This is a genomic window from Sphingobium trunci (assembly GCF_022664535.1).
Taxonomy (GTDB): Bacteria; Pseudomonadota; Alphaproteobacteria; order Sphingomonadales; family Sphingomonadaceae; genus Sphingobium.
Genome location: NZ_JAKUJY010000010.1, coordinates 26,727 through 50,281, shown reverse-complemented (window position 1 = coordinate 50,281; position 23,555 = coordinate 26,727). Strand labels below are relative to the sequence as shown.

Below are 23,555 nucleotides of genomic sequence, written 5' to 3'. Positions count from 1 at the left end.
GAAATTCAGATGACGTAGAAGCCGTGCGTGCCGTCGCGCTCCAGCTGGGCGACGAGGCCATATTCCCAGTCGAGATAGGCCTGCATGGCGGCTGCCTTGTTGTCCGTGCCCTCATAGGGGCGCTTGTAGCGGCCCTCCGGCCCGCGCGGGGGCGGAGCGCCGTCCGGCCCCCGTTCCAGCACCACGGCGGACCAGTCGACATCGAGCACATGGACTTCCCAGCCGAGCTGGGCGAGCCAGGATGCGGTCATGTCCGCGCGCGGGCCGATATCGTCGGCCAGGACGATCCGGGCGCCGCGCACCGGGGCGTTGTGATCGGTTTCCTGCACGAGCTGGCCGCCCTGCGCATTGCGGAAGCCGGGCAGATGGCCGCTTTCATATTCGCGGGGCTGGCGCACGTCATAGAGATAGAGGGTGCGGGCCGTATCGGCCTTGAACGCGTCGAGTTCCGCCCAGCCGATATGCTTCACCCCGGCGCGGTAGGCGACGTCGCGGGCATGGGCGCGGGCTTCGGACGCGGTGCGGTTGTCGACTTCCGGCGCAACGCGGGTCTGGCCGGTTTCCAGCTCCTGCCCGGCCAGCGTCCAGCCGATGGTGCCGTTGCGCAGGGCGAAGATCCTGTTGGGCAGCCCGGCATTCACCAGCGACTGGGTGCCGATGATGGACCGGGTGCGGCCCGCGCAGTTGACGATGATCGTCGTGTCGGGATCGGGCGCGATGGCCTGGGCGCGCAGCACCAGTTCGGCGCCGGGCACGCTGGTGCCAGTGGGGATGCTCATCGTGTTATATTCGTCGTAGCGGCGGGCATCGAGGATGGCGATGTCGGCCTTTTCGCGGATCAGCGCCTGCACTTCCTCCGCGGCGAGGCTGGGCGTGTGGCGGCGATGTTCGACCAGTTCGCCGAACGCCTTGGAATAGCTGTTGACGTCCTCGAACAGTTCATAGCCCGCGTCCCGCCAGGCGGCGAGGCCGCCGTCCAGCTCGCGGACATCGGTATAGCCCAGCGCTTCCAGGCGGATGGCGGCCTTGCGCGCCAGTCCTTCGCCATTATCGTAGACGACGATCGGCGTGGCGAGGCGCGGGATGCGCCAGCGTGCCTCCTCATCGATGCGGCGCAGCGGTATCTGTGCGGCGAAGAGCGGATGGCCCTGCGCGAATTCATGTTCCTCCCGCACGTCGATGATGGCGATCTCGCTGCCGACGAGCAGAGCGCTGCGGATGTCCTGTGGCGTGGAAGTCTGGACGCGGTCAAGCGTGTCGGTGGTCATAGGTTTCCCGATCTGTCCCATAGGTTGGGGATCACGCCGTTCGCGTAACCCGATATGAAGGTCTTGGGCGCGCCGTCGGGCGCATAGGTCGCCCGCTCGACCGCGCCGATATTGGCGCCATAGACATGGATGCTGATGGAGGGCCGGTCCTTGAGGCCGTTGGTCACGCGATGGATGTCGCCGATGCGGGGGGACACGGCGTCGACCTCACCCTCCCGCAGCACTGCCTCGCCATCGGCAGCCAGTCCGCCGGACGGCAGTCGGCGGAAGCGTTCCACCTTCTCCGCGCCGCGCAGCACGCCGACCAGGCCCCAGACGGTATGGTCGTGGATCGGCGTGGCCTGGCCCGGTCCCCAGACGAAGCTGACGACGCTGAACCGTTCGCGGCTGTCGCAGTGGAGCAGATATTGCTGGTAGCGGGCGGGATGGGGCCGGGTGAACGGCTCCGGCAGCCAGTCGTCCTTCGCGATCAAGCGGGTCAGCAGCGCGCGGCCGCTTTCCAGGATCGCGCCTTCGTCCCGCGTCGCCGCCAGCAGATCGGCAAAGGCGGTGACGAAACCGCGCAGGCGGCCCGTATCGACCGGCCGGTCAAGCGCCGCGAGGGCAGTCATTCCGCCGCCTCGGCCAAGGTGGGGGACGCGAAGGGCAGCACGCCCTCGCCATGATCGTCGCCCCCCAGATAGGAGAGCAGCTTTTCGCGCAGGCGGCCCGAAATGGCGGACCGCTCGCCGCGCGGCGCGGCGATATGTTCCTGCGCGACGATGCGTCCCTTGTCGAGCACCAGCACCCGGTCGGCGAGCGCGATCGCCTCCTCCACATCATGGGTCACGATCAGCACCGCAGGGCGGTGCGCGCGCCAGAGCGACAGGACCAGATCGTGCATCCGGTATCGGGTCAGCGCATCGAGCGCGGCAAAGGGTTCGTCGAGCAGCAGCAACTGGGGTTCGCGCACCAGCGCGCGGGCCAGCGCCACGCGCTGCGCCTCGCCACCCGAGAGGGTCAGCGGCCAGGCGTCGAGGCGATGGCCGAGGCCCACTTCCCGCAGCGCGGCTTCGCTGCGGTCGCGGACCCTGTCGCCCTTGAGGCCGAGCGCGACATTCTTCCACACCGGCTTCCAGGGCAGCAGCCGGGCGTCCTGGAAGACGACGGCGCGGGAATCGGGCACTTCCACATCCTGCCCGCGCACCTCGTCCAGCCCGGCGAGCGTGCGCAGCAGCGTCGTCTTGCCGGAGCCGGAGCGGCCCAGCAGGGCGATGAACTCGCCCGGCGCGATGTCGAGATCAAGCCCGTCGATGATCGTGTTGGCGCCGAAGCGGCGGACGAAATCGCGGAGCCTGACGACAGGTTCGGGATGGGGTTGGTTATGGGGGCGATGGTCGGCAAAAGGCGCGACCGAAAATCCAAGGCGAGCGTCCATGCTTATTGCTCCACTATGCTGGGGCGCCAGACGAGGGCGCGGGCTTCGACGGTGCGGACCAGCCAGTCGGCGCCCAGGCCGAGAATGGCGTAGACCATGAGGCAGACGACGATGATGTCGGTCCGCATGAAATCGCGGGCATTGTTGATGAGATAGCCCAGGCCCGCCGACGCATTGATCTGTTCCGACACGACGAGGATGAGGATCGAGATGGAGAGCGAGTAACGCAGCCCCACCAGCAACGAGGGAAGCGCAGACGGCAGGATAACATGCCAGATCTGGTCCCAGCGGCTGAGGCCGAAGCTCTTCGCCGCATCCAGCAGGCGCACGTCGGCGCTGCGGATGCCGCTGTAGAGGTTGAGATAGATCGGAAACACCGAAGCGAAGGCAATCAGCGCGACCTTCGGCGTTTCGCCAATGCCGAACCAGACGATGAACAGGGGCGTCAAGGCCAGCGGAGGGATGGTCCGCTTGATCTGCATCAACGGATCGACGGCCAGTTCACCGCCCCGGGAAAGCCCCGCGACAAGGGCCAGCACCACCCCAAGCCCGACGCCGATCAGCAATCCGGTGGCGACCCGGGCGAAGGACACGAGCAGGTTGGAGGGCAATTCGCCGGACAGCAGCATTTGCACCAGCGTGCCGATGACCGCCGACGGCGCGGCCAGGGTACGTTCGGGAATCAGCCCAGTGCGCGAACCCAGTTCCCAGAGCAGCAGCAGGACGACCGGCGAAAGCCAGCGCCCGCCCAGCCGCAGCAGGGAAAAACCGCCCGCTGCCGTTCGCGCCGATCCGCGCCTGTCGATCGTCAATGCCGTCATGTCCATCGCCCTGTTTGTGATGGCGCAAGCCCAACATGTATTGTCTACCAATTCAATTAAGTTTTTTTTGCTCGACCTATGAGGGATTCTGATAAGCGGCATCCGGTCGCGAAAAACGCCCATGCCAGCGCGCAAATCCGCGGATTTCGGTGCCATGGCGAGAGCGGCGAAGATTTTTCTGCCCCGGCTAAATCTCAACTATTTTGATTGACATATAAACATCGGCGATAAGAGGATCATATCGAACCCGGCACCGGATCGGCGCCGTTTCTGCCATCGAGGATCTTCATGCCGGTCAACCTGCCCACCAACCTGCTGCGCAGCTTCGTTGCCATCGTCGACACCGGGTCGATGCTGAACGCGTCGGAACAGGTTTTCGTGACGCAATCGGCGCTCAGTCTCCAGATCAAGCGGCTGGAGGAGCTGGTGCAGCAGACGCTGTTCCTGCGCGAAGGGCGGCGGCTGAACCTGACGGCGGCGGGCGAGGTGCTGCTCGACTATGCGCGGCGCGTGCTGCTGCTGCATGACGAGGCGGTGGCGGCGGTCAGCGCCGGGCGCTTCGCGGGACCGGCGCGGATCGGGATGGTCCAGGATTTCGCCGACACCCTGCTCAGCGGGCTTCTTTCGCGCTTTTCCGAACTGCATCCCGACGCGCAAATCTATGCGCGGGTGGCGGGAACGGCGGAATTGCAGAATCTGCTGGAGCGGCGGGAGCTGGACATCGTGCTGGGCTTTGCCGCGCCCAACGACCCCCATGCCGTGACGGTCGCGCCGATGAGCTGGTATGGCGAGAGCCTGCTGGCGGAGCGCGAGGTGATCCCGCTCGCCGTGCTGGAGGAGCCGTGCCGGTTCCGCGAGGCGGCGATCCGCGCGCTGGAGGATGCCGGGCTGCAATGGCGGATCACGGTCGAGACGCCCAATCTGGCGACGCTGAAGGCGGCCGTCAGCGCCGGCCTTGGCATCACCTGCCGCACCCATCTGTTCCTGGAGGACAGCGCGGCGCTGGATCATGGGCGCCTGCCCGCCCTGCCCCGCGTCGCAGCGATATTGCGCGCGGGCGACAAGCTGGACAAGGCGGCCCAGCGGCTCACCGAACTGGCGCGAGAGACGGTCCAGACACTGTGAACCGTCAATAGCCCCGCACCGGGTCGACGACGTCGCTCGGCCTTTCGCCCCGGACGAAGCGGGACAGGTCGGCATTCACCTTTTCCAGCAGGCGATGCCGGACCAGGCTGTAGTTGCTGGAGATATGCGGGGTCAGCCGCACGCGCGGATGGCTGTAGAGCGGATGCCCCTCCGGCAGCGGCTCCGGTTCGGTGACGTCCAGCGTCGCGAAGCCCGGCGCGCCGCGATCGAGCGCGCGGATCAACGCATCCTGGTCGATCACCGAACCGCGCGCGACATTGATGATATGCGCGCCCGGCTTCACCCGCGCCAGCAGCGCATCGTCGAACAAATGCCGCGTTTCCGCCGTGCCGGGGACGGCGACGACGATATGGTCGGCCGCCGCCACCAGCGTTTCGAGGTCGCGGACATGCTCCACGCCGCTGATGCCCGACTGGGCGCCGCTGCGGCGCACACCGATGACCTGCGCGCCCAGCGCGAGCCCGCGCCGCGCCACCGCGGTGCCGATGGCGCCCAGCCCGACGATGCCGATGGTGGTGCCCGACACCCGTCCCAGCGGAACCTGCACCCACTGGTCGCGCGAGCGGACCGTCACCGACTCCAGATCCTTGGCATGGGCGTAGATGGCGGCGATCACATAATCGGCGATCTCGTCAGAGGCGACGCCCCGGCCGCAAGTGACCAGCGGCGCCTCCAGCAGCCAGCCGGGGTAGAAATCGATCCCGGCCGACGCGCTGTAGACCCATTTCAGGCGCCCCGGCCAGTTTCGCGGCCGCACGGGAGCGGACTGACGCCATGCCAGCGACGGGCGGACCAGCAATATGTCCGCCTCGCCAGCGGCGGTCCAAGGCTCATCTTCCGGCACGCCGATCAGGGTCGGGCCGGAGGGATGGAGGCTGAGACTGTGGTTGAAATCCGGTTCCAGCTGGCTGGCGATGATCAATGACATCTCAGGTCCCGCCCCTCAGTTTCCGAGCGCCGCCCGTCCCGCCGCGACCAGGATGGTGTCGGTCTGGGGCGAATGGATGCGGCTGCACAGCACGTCGCGATAGTGGCGTTCCAGCGGATTCTTGCGGCTGATGCCGGGATTGCCGGTCAGTTCCAGCCCGATCTCCACCGCGCGGATCGCATTGGCCGTGGCGACATATTTGATGGTGTTGGCCTCCGTCGCGCCCGGCGTGTCGCCCGCCTCATGCCGGGCCGCCGCATCGCGGATCAGCGTGCGGTTGACCTGCAACAAGGCCTCGATCTCGCCGAATTTCTCCTGCACGCGCGGCAGGGTGGCCAGCGATGCGCCCAGATTGGTGGGCACCCGTTCGTTGAGATAGGCCCTCAGCCAGTCGCGCGCCGCCCGCGCCACGCCGTCATAGATGGTCGAGATGGACAGCGCGTTCCAGATCGCAGGGCCGGGATCGGCCGCTCCGGTCGCCCATTGTTCCGGCGGACGGATATCGACGGCATGATCCAGCGGGACCGGCGTGTCGGCGAAATGCACCGCATGGCTGACGGTGGCGCGCATCCCCAGATGGTCCCAGGCCGGTTCGATGTCGATGCCGGGGCTGTCGGCGCGGACCAGGAAATTGCCGACGCGGGGATTGTCATCGTCGGTCTTCGCCCAGACCGAGAACCAGTCCAGCCCGGTCGATCCGGTCGAGTAGATTTTGGTGCCGCTGATCGCCCAGCCGTCCGCCGTCCGCCGGGCGATCGTGGCGGGCAGGCCGCCGCGCACCGGCGTGCCCAGTTCGGGCTCGACGCGCAGGCCGCCGATCAGCCCACGCCCCTCCACCGCCTGGCGCGCCAGCTTTTCATAGATGGTCTGCGGCCAGGCCCGCGCCCGCTCCGGCGTCGAATGATAGTGGTAGGTCATGAAGAGGATGAGGGCGGTGGACGGCTCGCCCTTCGCCACGGCGCCCAGCACGCGCAAGGCTTCGGACAGACCGGCGCCATGCCCGCCCAGATGGCGCGGAACGGTGAGGCCGATCAGCCCCTCCCGCCCCAGCAGGTCGAAACCGGCGCGGGGAAATTCCGCCGTGCGGTCATAATGTTCCGCCGTTTCCGCCAGCGTCCGGGTGATCCGGTCCAGAAGGTCCGGGCCGATCGGCGTGGGAGACGACGGGAAAGCTTCGGGAGCGACAGCCTGGCTGGCCATGATGTTTCAGCCTCTCTTGGGAATGGAATCATTGAACCGCGCGTCCCACAGCGGGCGCACGTCGACGGCCTTGGGCAGCAACTTCTGCCGGAAGAACAGGTCGGCCACCTGCTGCTGCGACGCGATGGCCTGGTCGGTCACCGGGCGCAGTTCGTAACTGGCGCTCTGGCGCCGGAACTGGTCGGCCACATAGGCGAGCGGCACGCCGATGTCCTGGGCGATGATCGATGCCCATTGGTCCCGGTTCTTCGCCGCCCAGCCGAAGGCGCGCTGCACCAGTCCCAGATATTCGGCTATGATCTTGGCCTTTTCCGGATCGGCCAGCGCGTCGACATGGGCGGCGACCAGATAGTTGCCCGACAATATGCCATAGGCGGTGCGCAGGATGCGGGCGCCCTCCGTCGCGATGGCGCGCTGGATGGGAAAGCCGTAGATCGCCCAGCCGTCCAGCGCCCCCTGCGAGAAGGCGGCGGCGCCGTCGGACACGCCCATGGCGACGGGCGTGATGTCGTCCCAGCCGAGGCCCACCTCCTCCAGCATGCGGATCAGGAAATATTGCGAGGTGGTGGCCCGCACATAGCCGACCCGCTTGCCCTTCAGATCGGCGATGCTGCGCGCCTTCGATCCCTTGGGCACCAGCACGACCTGATTGTTGACGTCGCCATGGGCCACGGCGATCTGGCGGAAGCTCTGGATGGTGGAGGCGGCGGCGAAGATCGGCGGGATCTCGCTCATCCCGCCATAGTCGAGCGAGCCGCCGTTCAGCGCCTCGACGACCAGATGGCCCGATTGGAAATCGCTGTAGACGATATCGAAGCCCTCCGGCTTGATCCCCGCCGATTTGAACAGCAGCCGCGTGTCGCCCTCCCCCTTGCCCGTCACGGAAACGCGCAAGCGAGGCCGGCCGCCGCTGTCGCGCCCGCATCCGGCCAGCAGCAGGCAGGACGCGGCGCCCCCGGCCAGAAGGCCCCGGCGTGACCAGATTTCAGCGGCCACCGGTGCCTTCCTGATGGGGCAGGGTGCGTTCGAACAGGATGACTTCGGGATCGCGCAGAAATTCCCGCCGCGCCGCGTCGCGCAGGCGGCGCCAGCCGTGGATGAGGGAATGCAACAGGCTCATGAATGTCCTTTCGGAGTGATTGAACCTTTATCTATTTTATGAGTAGAGATAAGTCTCACAAGCAATGCTGAACCAAGCATTAGAAATGCTTGATCCGCGCCGGCGACGCCGAACCGCGACGACGCCTGCGGGGCGATGGAAATCGGCCTGATTCCAATCGGACATCGTTAACAGGATGATAACCCACTGAAGGTAAACCGCCAGCATTGCCGGAATGAAGCTGGGCGAGTGCCATGATCGACGTTCAATATCTCCTGCGCGCACGCAAGATGCGCATCCTGTTCGCGGCCGTCCTGATCGGCGGCGGCGCCATGGGGTTCGCCCCCTATATGTTGAACGATGTTTCCACCCAGGCGGCGATCAACGCGCCGCTGATCCGGCTGACGGCGGCGGCCGACGGCACGGTCGCCGACCTGCCCGCCAATGGCCGCTTTTTCGACAGGAGCACCGAGGTGCATCTGCTGAACCTGTCGCAGGATACCGGCCAGGTCGCGGACCTGAAGGCCGAGGCGGAGATGGCGCAGGCGGAAATGGCCCTCAGCCAGCGGCAACTGGCCGAACTGGAGGGGCAGAATCAACGACTGACGCAGCGCGCCGCACTCTTTTCCACGGCGATGTCGGCGCGGCTTTCCGCCGACCGGGATTCGGCGGAGGCCGACCTTTCCGGCTGTCAGGCCGAACGCGCCGAGCAGGCCGCCAACCTTGCCCGCACGCGCAAGCTGGCGGCGCAGGGCTTCATCTCGCCCGCAGGGGTGCAGAAGGCGGAAGCGGCGGCATCGCTGCAGAGCAGCAACTGCTCCAGCGCGGCGGCCAGGCTGCGGGCCATCCAGGTCACGCGGAACGCCGCGCAGTCGAACGTGTTCATCGGCGACAGCTATAATGACGCGCCCTATGCGGTGCAGCAGAGCGACCGCCTCCTGCTGCAGAAGCAGGCCATCGAAAAGACGTTGAGCGACGCGACGGCGCGGTACAGGCAGGCCAGCATCCGGTTGAAGGATGCGCTGGCCAGGGCGGGCTATCGCGCGCCTGCGGGCACACTGGTGTGGGCCGCGACGGCCAGCCCCGGCGCCGCCATCCGCGCGGGCGAACCGGTGCTCGACCTGCTCGATTGCCGCCGCCGCTTCGTTCAGGTCGCGCTGCCCGAACGCAAGGCCGAGGTCGTCGGTCCGGGTACGCCGGCCGATGTCCGCATGATCGGTTCCGGCCAGTGGATGAAGGGCCAGGTGGTCAACATCACCGGCGCGGCCGGCCGCCGCAAGGAAGAACTGCTTGCCGCATCGACCTATTCCCTGCCGGAGGATCGCCAGATCATCGTCGACGTCGCGCTCCCCGCGCCGGAACCCCGGCAGATCGACGCGGCCCGGAAATGCGATGTCGGACGCCTGGCGGAGGTGCGGTTCAGCCGCAGGCTCTGAGGACGCATGTCCAGCATCGCCACCACAGCACCGTTCGCGCCGCTCCTGTTGCTGGCCGGGCTGCTGTTGCTGTTCGGCAAGATATGGCCCTCGCGACGCGGCCTGATCGCGACCATCGGATGCACCATCCTCTATTATCTGCAGTGGCGGATCACCCAGACCATCCCCTGGGGGCAGGGGTGGGGCAAGCTGTGGTGGCCGCTCACCTGCCTGTTCGTCGAATCGGCGGCGCTGTTCGACGGCGCCATCCTGCTGGCGATCCTGGCCCGGCCGCGCAACCGGTCGGTCGAGGCCGACGCCGGTGAGGCGCGGCTGCGCGCGGCCTGGGCCGAGGATGCCGCCGGCCTGCCCGCCGTCGACGTCTTCATCGCCACCTACAACGAACCGCGCGAGGTGCTGGAGAAGACCATTCTGGGCTGTCTGGCGCTCGACTGGCCGGACGCGCGGGTCTGGGTGCTGGACGACGGGCGGCGGCCCTGGGTCCGCGACCTGTGCCTCGCCAAGGGCGCGGGCTATGTCAACCGGCCGGACAACAAGGGCGCGAAGGCGGGCAACATCAATCATGGCCTGACCGTCACCGATGCGCCTTTCGTCGCCGTGTTCGACGCCGATTTCGTGCCACGGCGCGACTTCCTGCTGCGCACCATGGGCTTTTTCGATTCCAAGCGGATCGGCATCGTCCAGGTCCCGCACAGCTTCTACAATCACGATCCCATGCAGACCAATCTGGGCCTGCAACAGGCCATGCCCGACGACCAGCGCTTCTTCTTCGAAGCGATCATGCCGGGCCGCGACGGCTGGGACGCGGCCTTTTGCTGCGGGTCGAATTCGGTCACGCGCCGGACGCTGTTCGAATCGATCGGCGGCGGGCTGCCCGAAGGATCGATCACCGAAGACATGCTGCTGACGCTGGCCAGCCTGCGGCAGGGCTATGTCACCCGCTATCTGAACGAGCCGCTGGCCCATGGCCTGGCGCCGGAAAGCACCGCCGCCTTCTTCGTCCAGCGCCAGCGCTGGGCACAGGGCGCGATCCAGATATTATATCTGAAGCAAGGCCCGCTGGGACCGGGACTGAAGCTGCGCTACCGGCTGCTGTTCCTGCCCAGCGCATGGATCACCCAGGGCCTGCAGTCGGTCTTCACCGTCCTCGCGCCCATCCTCTTCCTGCTGTTCAATCTGGCGCCGATGGTCGGCATCGATCTGAATGCGGTCGTTCATTACGTCTTGCCGCTCATCGTGGCGATGTTGAGCGGCATCACTCTGCTGGCGCCCGGCCGCTATTATCCGCTCGCCGCCCAGATATTGTCGCTGTTCCAGACCTTCCGCATCCTGCCGGTCGCGCTGCAGACGCTGTTTCGTCCCAAGGGGCTGGTCTTCAAGGTCACGCCCAAGGGCAGCGATGCGGGCGGAAACCCATGGGAAAGCACCATATTGTCGGCGTCGCTCACGCTGATCGCATTGAGCTTCACGGGCCTCATGATCAATGCCAGCGCGGATTATCGCATCGTTTCGCAGGTCGGGCTTCTGCCCATGGTCACCTTCTGGACCATATTGAACATGTTCATGCTGATCCTGGTCGCCATGATGTGCCTGGAAAAGCCGCGTGTCCGTGGGGAGGAACGCTTTGCCCTGCGGCAGAGCGTTACCCTGCTCGGCGCGCAGGGGCAGATGATCCGGTCCGACAAGGGCGATATTTCCATTTCCGGCCTCGGCCTCGAAGTCGCGGAGCCTGCGGATCTGCGCGTCGGCGACCGTATCGAGGTCATGCTGCCCGACGTGGGCCTGCTGCGCGGGTTCGTGCGGCGCTCGGGAAGGCGCATCGGCGTCGAGTTCGACTTCCATTCGGAGGAGCTTCGCGACCGGCTGATCGTGTCGCTGTTCACCGATGAAATCGAGATCAACAGCCTGCGTCCTTCGGCGTTGGCGGTTGCGGTGGCCGTGGCAAAACGCATCTGGTCGGCGGACCTGCGGATCGCCGATGCCCCTTCCCGCATTCCCGAACAGAGACCGGTTGCGGAAAAACTGAGCGCGGCGACCCGCGTGCTTGCGCCGGTGCCGGGCGCCGAACGGAAAGCGCCCAGCGAGAACCGGATCGGCGGCGCGAAGCGGAGCGAACTGGCGGCCTGATCCCGATACCGGAGGCTTGCGCCTGAGCCTGCCTGGCGCCGATATGCATCATCCCGGTTGCGGCTTCGCAAGCCGTTAAAAAGCCAGGATCCTGCCATGGAGGGATCGAAGGACGTTACGACATAACATTACATTTTCGTAATTTGTGCCCGGTCGTCCACCTCCCTAGGGGGGACGGAGCCGTGCCTTACCGTTTGGAACCAGCGATTTGAACCTGTCGGGCCGATCCCGTTCCGAAAGAAGCCGCGCCAGCATCCTGATGATGCTTGCCGCGCTGGCCCTGTGCATCTTCAACATGCTGGCGGTCCAGGTCCATCGCGAGATCGGCCATGCCGCCCCCATCGCGTCGACCAATGCGGCGCAGTCCGCACGCGCGTCGGGGCAGACGCCCGTCCTCGCCGGGCATTGCCAGCTTTGCGACTTCGGGTTCCAGCCGGAATCGGCGCCATCGCTGCCCTTCCCCCTGCCCGTGGATCGAACGACCGTTCGCGTGCGGCATGACGATGTTCCGCCCGGCTTTCTCAGGATCGCATCCGCCGGGCATATATGGCGCAGCCGCGCGCCGCCGGGAATCCGCACCTCCATCGCCTGATTTCCCCAGTGCGGACGACGAGTCCGCGCCCACCGGGGAAGCGAACCGTTTTCCTGGAGTATTCCCATGCGTGCCATGCTTTTCGCGAGCGCAGCGGCTGCTGCGTTCACCACCTTCCCGGCGCTCGCTGATGACGCGCCGTCCTCTTCCGCCGGTCCCAATGGCGGCGCCAATATTGTCGTCACCGCCTCTCCGATCGCGCATGACCGCGACGACACGCCGTCCATCGTCGCCACGGTCGGCGCGGACCAGATAAGGCACCAGGGCGGGGCCACCATATCCGACGCGCTGGCACGCGTGCCGGGCATCGCCGCCAGCGGCTTCGCGACGGGTGCCAGCCGCCCCATCATCCGCGGCCTGGACGCCAACCGCGTCCGCATATTGGAGGATGGGACGAGCGTGTCCGACGTGTCCGACATCGGCCCGGACCATGGCATTCCCATCGACCCGCTGGCGGCGCAGAGCATCGAAGTCGTGCGCGGCGCCGGGACGCTGCGCTATGGCAGCCAGGCCATTGGCGGCGTCGTCAACGTGATCAACAACCGCGTGCCGAATGCCCTGTCCGAACACCCCATTTCCGGGCAGGTGGAAGGAAGCTATGGCAGCGTGTCGGACCTTTGGCAGGGTGCGGGGATGCTCGACGCGTCGCTCGGCCAGTTCGCCCTTCATGCCGACGGCTTCGTCAGGGACGCGGGCGATTACGACACGCCGCTGGGCGTCCAGCAGAACAGCTTTTTCCGCGGCCATGGCGGATCGCTGGGCGGTTCCTATTTCTTTGGTCCGAACAATGGCAGCCATGCCGGCGTGGCGGTGACGCAATATGATGCCCGCTACGGCATACCCAGCGACAGCAGCTATATCGACATGCGGCAGACCAAGGTCATGACCAAATCGTCCTTCAGCCTGGGCAACGGCCTCTTCAAGTCGCTCAGCCTGGACGGCAGCTATTCCAACTACAAGCATGACGAGAAGGCCCCTGACGGCAGCATTCTGACCACCTTCAGGAACAAGGAATATAATGGCCGGGCCGAACTGCTGCTCAACCGGATCGGCTTTGTCGACAATTCCGCGCTGGGCTTCGAATATCAGCATCGCGACTATTCGGCGGTGGGCAACGACAGCAGCTATCTCTTCCCTTCCACCATGGAAAGCGTCGCAGGCTATCTCTTCGCAGACACCCGGCTGAGCGACCGACTGCACCTGGAGACCAGCGGCCGCATCGAGAATGTGAAGATCAGCGGCACGCCGGCATCCGACCTGTTCACGAAGCGGGAGTTCACCCCGATCAGCGGCGCGATCGGCGCGCTTTACACGGTCAGCCCGGCGATCAAGCTCGGCCTCACCTTCTCCAGCACGGGACGGGCTCCCGCCATGGCCGAGCTGTTCGCGCGCGGCGGGCATGACGGGCCCAACACGTTCGAAACCGGCGATCCCTTGCTGAAGATGGAGCGGGCCAATTCGCTGGAGGGCACGCTGCGCATCCGGAGCGGCGGTTTCCGCCTGGACGGCAGCGTCTACAGCAGCTGGTTCCGCAACTATATCTATGGCGACCTGACGGGCCGGACCTGCGATGACGACGGTCTCTGCTCGGTCGGCGGGGACGGCGATCTGCGCGAGTTGAACTATCGGCAGCAGGGCGCCCATTTCCGCGGTTTCGAGACGGAGGCGAGCTATGATCTGGTCAAGACCGATCACGGCACCTTCCGCTTCGACATGCTGGGGGACTATACGCGCGCGACGCTGGACGACGGCAACAATGTGCCGCGCATCCCGCCCTATCGCATCGGCGGCGGATTGAACTGGTCGGGCGATCGCCTGGATACGGGTTTCAACCTCATTTATGCCGGGCGGCAGGACAAGGCCGGCCAGTTCGACACGCCGACGCCATCCTATGTCTCGCTGGACGGCCAGATCGCCTTCAGGCCCTTCACCCGCTATCCGGGCATCGAACTGGGGATCACCGGCCAGAATCTCACCAACGACGTGCAGCGGCTGGCTACGGCGTTCAACAAGGACGATGTCGTGATGCCCGGCCGCAGGATCATGGCGACGCTGAAACTGTCGACATTCTGATCGGCCGGCAGCCGGTTCGTGGCGGCGTCGATCCATCAGGATTGCGCGCCGCCCGCAACGCCGGCAACAGGACGATCCCCCAGACGCGCCGCGTCAGCCTGGATCGTCCAGGCTGAACCGGTCGGCCTGCTCATCATAGGCGAAGATTTCCGCATAGCGTGCCCAGTGGGTCACCGCGTTCAGCGTTTCCGCGGCATAATCGGGGGACATCTGATCCTCCAGCTCGTCACGGAAGCGGCGCGCGGGCGCGACATGGTTCGCGCGTTCGTCGAGGATGCGGCGGATATGCGCGGCCAGCGGAACATGGGCCAGCAGCGCCTGCGCGAACAGGGCCTTGCGCGCGTCGACATCGCCCTCGGCATAGCGGCGCGCGGCGGGTGTCAGGCTGATGTCCGCACCGGTCAGCTCGGCGAAGCGCATCAGTTGCAGCGTCTCGGCCATCGGGAAGAGCTGATCGACCTCCAGTTGAAGCTGGTCGGCCAGGTCGGCCATGCTGGCGCGGCCGTCGAAGGGGGCGCCGTGGACCTCCTCGATCAGGCCGGCCAGCGCATTGGTCGACACCAGCGGCAGCACCATTGCGATACCGGTTCCGGGGAACAGGCCGTCATTCACCGGTTCGGCCGGGGTCCGCGCCGTCATCCGCGCATAGATGGCGTCGACCAGCGCCCGGAAGGCCGGATCGAGCCGGTCGCGCGGCTGGGGCAGGTCCACCCGGATCTCCGCCGCCACCCGGCCGGGATTGGACGAAAAGACCAGGATGCGGTCGCACATCAGCACCGCTTCCTCGATATTGTGGGTGACGATGAGGATCGACTTGATCGGCATCCGCCCTTCCGACCAGAGATCGAGCAGGTCGGTCCGCAGCGTTTCGGCCGTCAGCACGTCGAGCGCCGAAAAGGGTTCGTCCATCAGCAGCAGGGACGGATCGACCACGATCGCGCGGGCCAGCCCGACGCGCTGGCGCATGCCGCCGGACAGCTCCTTGGGATAGGCATTTTCGAACCCGTCGAGGCCGATCAGGTCGATGGCGGCCAGCGCCCGCCTGCGCCGTTCCTCCGCAGGCACTTTCCGCGCCTCCAGCCCCAGTTCGACATTCTGAAGGACGGTGAGCCAGGGGAAGAGCGCGAAGGTCTGAAACACCATGCTGACGCTGGGGTCGCGCCCCTCTTCGTCGGGCACGAAGCGGACCTCGCCCTCGCTGGGGCGGATCAGCCCGGCGATCGAACGCAGCAGGGTGGACTTGCCGGACCCAGACCGGCCGAGCAGGCCGACGATCTCATTCTCGTCGAGGGTCAGGTCGACATTGTCGAGCACCAGCATCTGCCCATGGCCCTTGCCGTAGAAGTGGCGGACGCCGGAGAGTTGAACGAGCGGGCGGGTTTCCAGGAGGGTGGCCATGACGGGGCTTCCTTTGTCGGTCGGCAGGGTTCGTGTCTTTCCGTGATGTCCGCGCGGCATCACGCCAGGCGCAGGCGGCGCTCGGCAAAGCTGTAGAGCGGCCGCCAGAGCAGCCGGTTGAAGGCGATGACGAAGATCGACATCATCGCGATGCCCAGCGCCACGCCGGGATAATCGCCCGCGGCGGTCGCATCGGCGATGAACGACCCCAGCCCCGCGGCATGGAGCCTGTCCTGGCCCCAGGAGACGGATTCCGCGACGATGCTGGCATTCCATGATCCACCCGATGCAGTCAGCGCGCCCGTCACATAGAAGGGGAAAATCCCCGGCAGCGCGACCTGCCGCCACCATTGCCAGCCCCGGACGCCGAACATGCCCGCCGCTTCGCGCAGGTCGTTGGGAATGGCGCTGGCGCCCGCGATGACGTTGAACAATATGTACCATTGCGTGCCGAGCACCATCAACGGCGACAGCCAGATGCCGGGGTTGAGATGCCAATGGACGATGGCGATCACCGCGAAGGGAAACAGCACATTGGCCGGGAAGGCAGCCAGGAACTGCGCGACCGGCTGGAGCCGTTCCGACCAGATCGGGCGCAGGCCGATCCAGACGCCGACGGGCACCCAGATCAGGCTGGCGATGGCGATCAGCGCCAGCACCCGGACCATGGTGAGGCAAGCCAGCCCGAAGATCGTCACCGCGTCCCCGACGCTGAGGGAATGGGTCAAATAATGGACGATCAACCCGATCGCGAACAGCATCGCCACGCCGGTCAGGCCGTGCCACAGCAGGTCGCCGATGCGGTTACGGGGGGAATGTGCGGCGACGCGGACATGCCGGGCGCCCGGATCGAGCATCAGAAGCAACTGCCCCACGCCCTTGAGCGGCGCGAGCAGGATCGGCAGCAGCCGGGTGCGGCGGAACAGGTCATAGGCCCAGGAGCGCGGCCGTTCCGCACTCGCCGTCTGTTCGAAGCGGAAACGGTCGGCCCAGGCGACGACCGGGCGGAACACAAGCTGGTCGTAGAGCAGGATCACGACGGCCATCGCCCCTACCGCCCAGGCGACGGCGGCAAAGTCGCGCCGTTCGATGGCCAGCGCCAGCCAGGATCCGATGCCCGGCAGGGCGACCGTCGTCTTGCCCACGGTGATGGCTTCGGAGGCTACCACGAAGAACCAGCCGCCCGACATCGACATCATCGCGTTCCAGACGAGGGCGGGCGTCGCGAACGGCAGTTCGAGCCGCAGGAAGCGGCGCAGCGGCGAGAGGCCGAAGCCGCGCGCCACCTCCTCCAGGTCGGAGGGGATGGACCGCAGCGACTGATAGAAGCTGAAGGCCATGTTCCAGGCCTGGCTGGTGAAGATCGCGAAGATCGCCGCCAGTTCGACCCCCAGTTGCTGGCCGGGGAACAGGCCCATGAAGAAGGTGACGGTGAAGGTGAGGAAGCCCAGGATCGGCACCGACTGGAGGATGTCGAGCGCGGGCACGATGACCTGTTCCGCCCGGCGGCTGCGGGCAGCGAGGGTCGCGATCACCAGCGTGAAGGCAAGGCTGGCGCCCAGCGCGGCGAACATGCGCAGGGTCGTGCGCAGCGCATAGGCGGGCAGGTTCCATGGGTCGAGGCTGACCGGCGCGGCACGCAGGTGCGAGAGCGGCTCGGCCATGCCTTCCGCACCCCGGATGACGAGCACCGAAAGGCCCGCCAGCAGCAGAAAGGCGATGATATCGGCCCGGTTCGGCGCACTGACGCGCAACATGCGCGAGAAGGGACGCAGGCCCCGGACGGGGATCACTTTACTCATGTCTCACCTCATTCGGACGCCGCATCCGGCATCCGGGGCGAGACTGACGCAGGATCAGGCTCGGCCGAAGGCCCTCAGCGGCACAGGCAATCGACTACTGTCGCTTGGCATTGTTCGGTTGGCTTTCCTGATCGTCGGCGCGTTGTGCCGGCAAGGGCGCGATTGCCCCCATGATGCTCCCTTGTCAAGCGACGGATGGGCGCGGGCTTTGCCGCGCCTATGTTTCGCCTTCATGAAGCCGGAGCGATGGCTGGCCTGCCCCTCGACCGCTCGGTGACCCGATGCTTTGACCAGCGCGCACTTCGCCCCTATGCGGGACGAAATGAGGTATGTCGCAGGGAAGAAAGATCATCACCAACCTGGCTGAAATGCTCGCGCTGGAACGGATAGAGCATAATATTTACCGCGGGCACGCACCCGCCGACGGCTTTTCCCGTCTGTTCGGCGGATGCGTCGTCGCCCAGGCGCTGCTGGCCGCTTACGATACCGTGGACGAGCAGGTGTGCCACTCGCTGCACAGCTATTTCATTCATCCCGGCGATCCGCAAAAACCCGTCCTCTTCGAAGTGGACCGGGCCCGCGACGGCGGCAGCTTCGCGACCCGCCGCGTGATCGCGTTGCAGGACGGACGGCAGATCCTCAATCTCGCCGCGTCCTTCCAGAAGCCGGCCGACGGCTTCGAGCATCAAATGGCTTTCGACCCGGCCATTCCGATGCCCGAAATGTTGATCGACGACGATTTGCGCGGCGAGCATATGGGCCTGCAACTGCGAAACATATCGGTTCCCCGCCCCGGCATGGTGGCGGAGGAGCGCCCTCCCTATCACCAGATGTGGTTTCGCAGTGCCTGGCCGCTGGGGCCGGAGATCCGCCACCATCAGGCGGCCCTGGCCTATGCGTCGGATTATCCGATGCTGCCCGTGATGGTCCAGCCGCATCCCGTCACCTGGAAGACGCCGGGTTTCCAGTTCGCCAGCCTTGACCACAGCCTGTGGTTTCACCGGCCGTTCGACTTCACGCGCTGGCACCTGTGTGCGATGGACACGCCTTCCACATCGGGCGGCCGAGGCCTGGGACGCGGGACGATCTACGCGCAGGACGGGACGCTGGTCGCGTCCGTCGCGCAGGAAGGCATGCTGCGAATGCGCCAATAGACCATGCCGTGAAGCGGGGAGCGGCCGATGGCGGATGGGCGTCAAATCCATGCGGTCCGGTCGCACGTCCCCGTCAAGCTAGGTCACAGCTCCAGCGACCAGTTTTGTCCGGTCAGGTCGTGACCGAAGGAATGGTGGGGCGCTTCGCTCACCAGCTTGAACCCGGCACGCAGATAAAGGCCGCGCGCGGCCACCAGGACGCTGTTGGTCCATAGGTCGAGCCGCTCATGTCCCGTTTCGCGCGCCCGATGGACGCAGGTATCGACCAGCATCTTCCCTACGCCCGCGCCGCGCGCGTCCGGCTCGACATATAAGAGCCGCAACCTGGCGATCTTGCGATCCTCGCCCTGCACAAGAAAGATCGAGCCCACCATTCGACCGTCCATTTCCGCAATCCAGGCAGCTTCCCGGAGCGGATCGAACGATTGGTGGAAATCAGCAACGATGCGGGCGGCGAGCGCTTCATAATCCTGGTTCCAGCCATATTCCTCGGCATAGAGGATCGCCTGCCGCTCCACCACCCGGCCAAGGTCGCCTGGCCTGAGACCACGCAGCGTCACGCTTGGCCCTTCTTCGGCCTGGAAGATCGTCGCGATCGCCCCGGCCGCGGCGAGGAGACGTTTCCGCCGGAACATCGGCAAGGCCGTGAGCAGGCGGTCCACGGCCTGGCGCGTGTTCGCCTCCAGCGCATCGAAAGCCGCCTGTCCGGCGGGGGTCAGGAACAGCAATTGATGACGCCCATGGCCGGGATCGTCGCGGGTCTCGACAAGCCCGCGATCGGAAAAGCGCTTCAGCGTCCGGCTGAGCTGGCCGGGATCGAGGTGAAGCGCCCGCGCGATTTCGGCGGCGGTCGGGGCGGAGCGATGCGCGAGTTCGTAGAGAATGCGGGCTTCGCTCAAGGTGAAGGGACTGCCGTCGAGATGCGGATTGAGCAGGCCCAGCCGGTTTGTATAGACCCGGTTGAAGGCGCGCAGCGCCGCAATCTCCTTTGCCCGATCTTCCTGTGCCATCGCCTGATTCCAATGTTGATTTCATCAACATTATAGATTGTTGATACAATCAACAATAGCCGGCACGACGGGGCGGCGATCCCTCGCCGCTCCGCCAATGCGCTTGCCTTTTTCAGATCTGAGCCATTCCGCCATCCGCGAACAATTCGGCCCCGGCAATGAAACTGGCGTCGTCGGACGCGAGGAAGGCCACCGCCCTGGCGATTTCCTCCGGCTCGGCCACGCGGCCAAGCGGAACCTGCGCAGCCATATGGTCCACAAGGCCCTGCTGCGCGGCGGCATCGGGACCAGCCAGTTCGACAAGGCCAGGGGTGCGGACCGGGCCAGGGCTGATGACGTTCACGCGGATGCCGCGATCCTTGAGGTCGACGGTCCAACTGCGGGCCAGGTTGCGCACCGCCGCCTTGGACGCGCTATAGATGCTGAAGGCCGCCGTTCCCTGAATGGAGACGGTCGACCCGGTCAGCACCACCGCCGCGCCGTCCCGCAGCAGCGGCAGCGCCTTCTGCACGGTGAAGATCAGGCCCTTCACATTGCGACCGAAAATATCCTCATAATGGTCCTCCGTGATCGCGCCCAGCGGCAGCATCGAGCCGCCGCCCGCATTGGCGAAGAGGATGTCGATCTGGCCGTGCTTTTGCTGAACCCTGTCATAGAGCCGGTCGATGTCGGCCAGCTTCGACATGTCGGCCTGAACGCCCGTCACGTCGCCGCCGATGCTCCTCACCGCCTCTGCCAGTTCGGTTTCGCGCCGTCCGGAAATATAGACCGTCGCGCCTTCTTCCGCGAAATGCCGTGCCGAAGCGAGGCCGATGCCGCTGGTGCCGCCGGTGACGACCACCACTTTCCCTTCGAATTTCCTGCTCATCTTCTATCTCCTGTGTCCATGTTTCACGGCGATCTCGCCACGCCAGGAGAAATGGATTCGGGACTATCTTTGCAGTAGACGGTCATTCTGGCATTCATCGTCCCATGAATGGAACAATGCGCGATCTCAACGACTATGCCCTCTATGTCGAGGTGGTGAGGTGCGGCAATTTCGCGGCGGCCGGGCGCGCTCTGCGCATGCCCAAGTCCACCGTCAGCCGCCGCATCGCCCTGCTGGAAGAGCGGCTTGGTGTGCGGCTGATCGAGCGGTCCACGCGCCGTTTCCGGGTGACGGAAGTGGGGCAATCCTTTTACGAGCGCTGCCGCGCCATCGTCCTTGACGCCGAACAGGCCGAAGCGGTCGTCGCGGAGGCGAAGGCGGAACCGCATGGCCTCGTCAGGTTCAGTTGCCCCACGGGCCTGCTCGCTTCCCTGTCCGACAGCCTGCCGATCTTCCTGGCGCGCTATCCCAAGGTTCGGCTTCAACTGCTGGCGGTGGACCGGCCGGTGGACCTGATCGGGGAACGAATTGACGTCGCGCTGCGGGTGCGGACAGACCTTGTGACGGATGCAGCCCTCACCATGCGGACGCTGGGATATTCGAGGCGCATTCTGGTGGCGGCACCGCATTTTTCCAGTCCTTGCACCGGATCGCCCGTCGATCGCCTTGCCCAACTGCCTACGCTCAGTTCATCGGATGATCCGGGCGCGATAGAATGGGAACTCACCGGCCCCGGCGGTGCCGCAGTCCGCATCAGGCATGAACCGAGAATGACATGCGGCGATTTTCCGGCATTGAAGACCGCGGCGATCGCGGGAATGGGCATCGCCCTGCTGCCCGACCATATCTGCCAGCCGGAAATGGCCGACGGACGGCTGGTCCATGTCTTTCCCGAATGGCAGACCAGCCTGGGCATCGTGCATGTCGTCTTCACGACGAGGCGTGGCCTGCCCCCTGCGGTGCGCGCCTTCATCGATCATCTGGCCGTCAATCTGCGGCTGGTGACGGATAGCTGACGGCCCTTGACGGGTTCGTTCAAGCCTCCGCTTCCCGGACGCGAACCTGAACACCCGCTCTATCCGTTCGATCTCGCCCGCCGGTCCAGAATCTGTTTGAGGGGGTTGGGTTTGCCCGGCGCCACACGCCTCAGGATATTCCTGTCATGATGGTCGAACGGGTCGGGCCGGCCGTGGACGGTGAGCGTGGTGTGGATATCATAGCTCCAGCTGTCATTGCCATCGAAGCGGATGTCGATCCGGTACGCGTCCGTTCGAAAGCCATATTCCAGAAAGGCGGTCGAGCATATCCCATCCTGCGTCTGCCCGCGTGTCGCGGCCAGCGACAGGCTGTCGTCGCCGGCCTGGGCATGGCCTGCCGCCAGCGCCACCTGGCCGCGCGGAATCGCCAATGTCTGCAGGATCAGTCCGGTCGCCGGTTCCCATAGCCAGTAGCCGACTTGGTCGTGGAAGGTGATGTCCTCCTCCCCGGTCGTGATATGGGTGTGATAACGCAGGCCGTAGAAAAGCTGCGGGCCATTGGTTTGAGGATCGATCGCGTCGAACGAAACGCGCTCAATGAACACGCGCCGCTCCGGGGCGTCTGCCTTGGGATTGATATCCACGCCCTTGTGCGCCTCCCAGCGGCCAGCAAGCCTCGCAAGCGGCCCCAGATTGGCGAGCGTGTCAGGGTCGACACCGGTCGGCTCGGTAAAAATATCCTGAGGAAAGGGGTTCATGGGCTCTCCCTTCGAAACGGTTGAGAGGGAGAGCATAGGGCTTGATCCCGTTCCCCCCAAGGCAATCCCGCCGGGATCGAATTTATGATGGCCGTTCACCGTTCAAAATCCGCTGTCGGGAGATTGGGCCGGCGGCAAAACAGCTGCACGCTCTGACTGAGCGATCGAACAGGCGCAAACACCCGTTCCCATCTGCAAATGCTGGATCATATGCCCCATCGAGGGGATTCCCGATCCTCTTTGATTTCCCATGAAATCAAAGAGAAATGGTGGAGCCGAGGGGGATCGAACCCCTGACCTCGTCATTGCGAACGACGCGCTCTCCCAGCTGAGCTACGGCCCCAAAGGAGCGCTGCCTATAGGCGAGCCCTTTCCCCCTTGCAACGGTCTTTTTGCGCAAAAATGCAACCCGCCGCGCCGGTCGATCTGCCGGGGCAAAGGCGGGACATTACCCCTGCGTAACGCCCGGAACGATGCGCGGGCATGCACATTGGTGCGGTGACGGTTCCGCTATCGGGGGCCGTCGGAAAGCAGACAAGGAGACGGACTATGGGTTACCAAGGCGGACGGCGCTATGGTGACAGCGACCGCGACTATGGCGAGACGGGTCGTTATCGCGGGCAGCGCGGCTGGCAGGACGATCGCGGCTATCGCTATGGCACGCGTGGCCAGTTCGGCGGATCGGCCTATGGCGGGTCCAGGGACAGGCAATCGCCCGACGACTACAACCCCGACGACCGGGGCTTTTTCGACCGCGCGGGGGATGAGATTCGCAGCTGGTTCGGCGATGAAGAGGCCGAACGCCGCCGCGAATATGACGATTATTACAACCGCCCCTATGGCGATCCGCGCGACCAGAGCAGCCGCGTCGGCTATGCATCGGCTTCCAGCAGCAACCGATATCTGCCCAATCGGGGCTATGCGCCCTATACCGGCGAGCGCAGCGGCTATGGCAGCGAGGATCATGGCTATCGGGTCCGCGCCTATGGCCCCAACCATGATTATGGCGAGCATCATGACGCCAACTATTATGCCTGGCGGCAACAGCGCATCAACGAGCTGGATCGCGACTATGCCGAATATCAGCGGGAAAATCGCGATCGCTTCAACAGCGAATTCGGCAGCTGGCGCAACCGGCGCGGCGAACAGCGGCGCGCGGTGCAGCAGGTGCGCGAGCATATGGAGGTGGTCGGCAGCGACGGCGAACATATCGGCACGGTGGACAAGGTGCGGGGCGACCGCATCATCCTGACCAAGAGCGACCAGGAGGCCGGCGGCGTGCATCATTCGATCCCGTCGTCCTGGATCCAGTCGGTCGATGCGCAGAAAGTGACGCTGGAACGCACCGCCGATCAGGCGCAGTCGGCCTGGCGCACGGAACGCGAGCAGCAGGCGCTGTTCGGATCGCGCGACGATGAAGAGGATGGCAGCGGCATCGGTGGCTCGACGCATGAAAAGGGCCGGTATCGCTGACCGGCACG

21 protein-coding genes and 1 tRNA gene are annotated in these 23,555 nt (G+C 65.7%); 8 read left to right on the top strand and 14 right to left on the bottom strand.

Features of this window, described 5'->3' with window-relative positions:
- Positions 1–5 precede the first annotated feature (5 nt).
- The 4 genes from MJ601_RS11040 to MJ601_RS11025 are packed head-to-tail and all read right to left on the bottom strand — an operon-like array spanning position 6 to position 3,506.
- Positions 6–1,268 carry a rhodanese-like domain-containing protein gene (locus MJ601_RS11040; RefSeq protein WP_242126293.1) on the bottom strand — a complete coding sequence of 421 codons (1,263 nt, stop codon included), beginning with the start codon at positions 1,266–1,268 and terminating at the stop codon, positions 6–8.
- Positions 1,265–1,879, bottom strand: coding sequence for a cysteine dioxygenase family protein (locus tag MJ601_RS11035; protein ID WP_242126291.1), 615 nt, complete (start codon positions 1,877–1,879; stop codon positions 1,265–1,267). Before MJ601_RS11035 ends, MJ601_RS11040 begins: the two co-directional genes overlap by 4 nt.
- Entirely contained in the window at positions 1,876–2,685 is an 810-nt protein-coding gene (locus tag MJ601_RS11030) for an ABC transporter ATP-binding protein (protein WP_242126289.1), read from the bottom strand. Before MJ601_RS11030 ends, MJ601_RS11035 begins: the two co-directional genes overlap by 4 nt.
- Positions 2,686–2,687: 2 nt before the next feature.
- Positions 2,688–3,506, bottom strand: coding sequence for an ABC transporter permease (locus tag MJ601_RS11025; RefSeq protein WP_242126287.1), 819 nt, complete (start codon positions 3,504–3,506; stop codon positions 2,688–2,690).
- Positions 3,507–3,794: 288 nt separating this feature from the next.
- Here MJ601_RS11025 and MJ601_RS11020 point away from each other — a divergent pair, with 288 nt between their 5' ends.
- Positions 3,795–4,631, top strand: coding sequence for a LysR substrate-binding domain-containing protein (locus tag MJ601_RS11020; protein ID WP_242126286.1), 837 nt, complete (start codon positions 3,795–3,797; stop codon positions 4,629–4,631).
- A 4-nt stretch (positions 4,632–4,635) separates the two neighbouring features.
- Here MJ601_RS11020 and MJ601_RS11015 read toward each other — a convergent pair whose 3' ends face one another.
- Genes MJ601_RS11015 through MJ601_RS21935 form a run of 4 tightly spaced genes read right to left on the bottom strand, consistent with a single transcriptional unit; the run spans position 4,636 to position 7,900 of the window.
- Positions 4,636–5,580, bottom strand: coding sequence for a D-isomer specific 2-hydroxyacid dehydrogenase family protein (locus MJ601_RS11015; protein WP_242126284.1), 945 nt, complete (start codon positions 5,578–5,580; stop codon positions 4,636–4,638).
- A gap of 15 nt (positions 5,581–5,595) precedes the next feature.
- A complete protein-coding gene (locus MJ601_RS11010) occupies positions 5,596–6,780 on the bottom strand; it encodes an acyl-CoA dehydrogenase family protein (RefSeq protein WP_242126282.1) in 1,185 nt (394 codons plus the stop codon).
- A 6-nt stretch (positions 6,781–6,786) separates the two neighbouring features.
- Positions 6,787–7,776 (bottom strand): ABC transporter substrate-binding protein, encoded by a 990-nt coding sequence (locus MJ601_RS11005; RefSeq protein WP_242126280.1) that lies wholly within the window; start codon positions 7,774–7,776, stop codon positions 6,787–6,789.
- The gene (locus MJ601_RS21935) at positions 7,766–7,900 is read right to left on the bottom strand and encodes a hypothetical protein (RefSeq protein WP_281061261.1); all 135 of its coding nucleotides are present in this window, start codon (positions 7,898–7,900) and stop codon (positions 7,766–7,768) included. Before MJ601_RS21935 ends, MJ601_RS11005 begins: the two co-directional genes overlap by 11 nt.
- Before the next feature lie 233 nt (positions 7,901–8,133).
- On the opposite strand from MJ601_RS21935, the gene MJ601_RS11000 reads away from it, so the two are divergent.
- The 4 genes from MJ601_RS11000 (at position 8,134) to MJ601_RS10985 (ending at position 14,107) form a co-directional block, all read left to right on the top strand.
- Complete coding sequence (locus tag MJ601_RS11000; RefSeq protein WP_242126279.1) at positions 8,134–9,315, top strand: HlyD family secretion protein; 1,182 nt, start codon at positions 8,134–8,136, stop codon at positions 9,313–9,315.
- 6 nt (positions 9,316–9,321) lie between these two features.
- Entirely contained in the window at positions 9,322–11,442 is a 2,121-nt protein-coding gene (locus MJ601_RS10995; RefSeq protein ID WP_242126277.1) for a glycosyltransferase, read from the top strand.
- A gap of 208 nt (positions 11,443–11,650) precedes the next feature.
- On the top strand, positions 11,651–12,034 hold the full coding sequence (locus MJ601_RS10990; protein WP_242126275.1) for a hypothetical protein: 384 nt from the start codon (positions 11,651–11,653) through the stop codon (positions 12,032–12,034).
- A gap of 66 nt (positions 12,035–12,100) precedes the next feature.
- Positions 12,101–14,107, top strand: coding sequence for a TonB-dependent receptor (locus tag MJ601_RS10985; protein WP_242126274.1), 2,007 nt, complete (start codon positions 12,101–12,103; stop codon positions 14,105–14,107).
- Positions 14,108–14,200: 93 nt separating this feature from the next.
- On the opposite strand, the gene MJ601_RS10980 is transcribed toward MJ601_RS10985, so the two are convergent.
- Positions 14,201–15,505, bottom strand: a complete 1,305-nt coding sequence (locus tag MJ601_RS10980; RefSeq protein ID WP_242126273.1) for an ABC transporter ATP-binding protein — start codon at positions 15,503–15,505, stop codon at positions 14,201–14,203.
- A gap of 59 nt (positions 15,506–15,564) precedes the next feature.
- Positions 15,565–17,307, bottom strand: a complete 1,743-nt coding sequence (locus tag MJ601_RS10975; protein ID WP_242126272.1) for an ABC transporter permease — start codon at positions 17,305–17,307, stop codon at positions 15,565–15,567.
- A 329-nt stretch (positions 17,308–17,636) separates the two neighbouring features.
- Between MJ601_RS10975 and MJ601_RS10970 the strand changes: the two genes are divergently transcribed.
- Positions 17,637–18,461 carry an acyl-CoA thioesterase gene (locus MJ601_RS10970; RefSeq protein WP_242126270.1) on the top strand — a complete coding sequence of 275 codons (825 nt, stop codon included), beginning with the start codon at positions 17,637–17,639 and terminating at the stop codon, positions 18,459–18,461.
- Positions 18,462–18,544: 83 nt separating this feature from the next.
- Here MJ601_RS10970 and MJ601_RS10965 read toward each other — a convergent pair whose 3' ends face one another.
- Positions 18,545–19,471 (bottom strand): bifunctional helix-turn-helix transcriptional regulator/GNAT family N-acetyltransferase, encoded by a 927-nt coding sequence (locus tag MJ601_RS10965; protein ID WP_242126268.1) that lies wholly within the window; start codon positions 19,469–19,471, stop codon positions 18,545–18,547.
- 112 nt (positions 19,472–19,583) lie between these two features.
- Positions 19,584–20,339: an SDR family NAD(P)-dependent oxidoreductase gene (locus MJ601_RS10960; RefSeq protein ID WP_242126266.1), complete on the bottom strand. Its 756-nt coding sequence runs from the start codon at positions 20,337–20,339 to the stop codon at positions 19,584–19,586.
- A gap of 116 nt (positions 20,340–20,455) precedes the next feature.
- On the opposite strand from MJ601_RS10960, the gene MJ601_RS10955 reads away from it, so the two are divergent.
- Positions 20,456–21,355, top strand: coding sequence for a LysR substrate-binding domain-containing protein (locus MJ601_RS10955; protein WP_242126264.1), 900 nt, complete (start codon positions 20,456–20,458; stop codon positions 21,353–21,355).
- A 59-nt stretch (positions 21,356–21,414) separates the two neighbouring features.
- On the opposite strand, the gene MJ601_RS10950 is transcribed toward MJ601_RS10955, so the two are convergent.
- Both MJ601_RS10950 and MJ601_RS10945 read right to left on the bottom strand, forming a co-directional pair.
- Positions 21,415–22,074, bottom strand: coding sequence for an FABP family protein (locus MJ601_RS10950; RefSeq protein WP_242126262.1), 660 nt, complete (start codon positions 22,072–22,074; stop codon positions 21,415–21,417).
- A 267-nt stretch (positions 22,075–22,341) separates the two neighbouring features.
- A tRNA-Ala gene (locus MJ601_RS10945) sits at positions 22,342–22,417 on the bottom strand.
- Positions 22,418–22,623: 206 nt separating this feature from the next.
- On the opposite strand from MJ601_RS10945, the gene MJ601_RS10940 reads away from it, so the two are divergent.
- Positions 22,624–23,547 carry a DUF2171 domain-containing protein gene (locus tag MJ601_RS10940; RefSeq protein ID WP_242126260.1) on the top strand — a complete coding sequence of 308 codons (924 nt, stop codon included), beginning with the start codon at positions 22,624–22,626 and terminating at the stop codon, positions 23,545–23,547.
- Positions 23,548–23,555 lie beyond the last annotated feature (8 nt).

Bases quoted from the DNA above. Each gene is read 5' to 3' on its own strand.
- MJ601_RS11040 (WP_242126293.1), bottom strand. From the start codon at position 1,268: ATGACCACCGACACGCTTGACCGCGTCCAGACTTCCACGCCACAGGAC.
- MJ601_RS11035 (WP_242126291.1), bottom strand. From the start codon at position 1,879: ATGACTGCCCTCGCGGCGCTTGACCGGCCGGTCGATACGGGCCGCCTG.
- MJ601_RS11030 (WP_242126289.1), bottom strand. From the start codon at position 2,685: ATGGACGCTCGCCTTGGATTTTCGGTCGCGCCTTTTGCCGACCATCGC.
- MJ601_RS11025 (WP_242126287.1), bottom strand. From the start codon at position 3,506: ATGACGGCATTGACGATCGACAGGCGCGGATCGGCGCGAACGGCAGCG.
- MJ601_RS11020 (WP_242126286.1), top strand. From the start codon at position 3,795: ATGCCGGTCAACCTGCCCACCAACCTGCTGCGCAGCTTCGTTGCCATC.
- MJ601_RS11015 (WP_242126284.1), bottom strand. From the start codon at position 5,580: ATGTCATTGATCATCGCCAGCCAGCTGGAACCGGATTTCAACCACAGT.
- MJ601_RS11010 (WP_242126282.1), bottom strand. From the start codon at position 6,780: ATGGCCAGCCAGGCTGTCGCTCCCGAAGCTTTCCCGTCGTCTCCCACG.
- MJ601_RS21935 (WP_281061261.1), bottom strand. From the start codon at position 7,900: ATGAGCCTGTTGCATTCCCTCATCCACGGCTGGCGCCGCCTGCGCGAC.
- MJ601_RS11000 (WP_242126279.1), top strand. From the start codon at position 8,134: ATGATCGACGTTCAATATCTCCTGCGCGCACGCAAGATGCGCATCCTG.
- MJ601_RS10995 (WP_242126277.1), top strand. From the start codon at position 9,322: ATGTCCAGCATCGCCACCACAGCACCGTTCGCGCCGCTCCTGTTGCTG.
- MJ601_RS10985 (WP_242126274.1), top strand. From the start codon at position 12,101: ATGCGTGCCATGCTTTTCGCGAGCGCAGCGGCTGCTGCGTTCACCACC.
- MJ601_RS10980 (WP_242126273.1), bottom strand. From the start codon at position 15,505: ATGGCCACCCTCCTGGAAACCCGCCCGCTCGTTCAACTCTCCGGCGTC.
- MJ601_RS10975 (WP_242126272.1), bottom strand. From the start codon at position 17,307: ATGAGTAAAGTGATCCCCGTCCGGGGCCTGCGTCCCTTCTCGCGCATG.
- MJ601_RS10970 (WP_242126270.1), top strand. From the start codon at position 17,637: ATGTCGCAGGGAAGAAAGATCATCACCAACCTGGCTGAAATGCTCGCG.
- MJ601_RS10965 (WP_242126268.1), bottom strand. From the start codon at position 19,471: ATGGCACAGGAAGATCGGGCAAAGGAGATTGCGGCGCTGCGCGCCTTC.
- MJ601_RS10960 (WP_242126266.1), bottom strand. From the start codon at position 20,339: ATGAGCAGGAAATTCGAAGGGAAAGTGGTGGTCGTCACCGGCGGCACC.
- MJ601_RS10955 (WP_242126264.1), top strand. From the start codon at position 20,456: ATGCGCGATCTCAACGACTATGCCCTCTATGTCGAGGTGGTGAGGTGC.
- MJ601_RS10950 (WP_242126262.1), bottom strand. From the start codon at position 22,074: ATGAACCCCTTTCCTCAGGATATTTTTACCGAGCCGACCGGTGTCGAC.
- MJ601_RS10940 (WP_242126260.1), top strand. From the start codon at position 22,624: ATGGGTTACCAAGGCGGACGGCGCTATGGTGACAGCGACCGCGACTAT.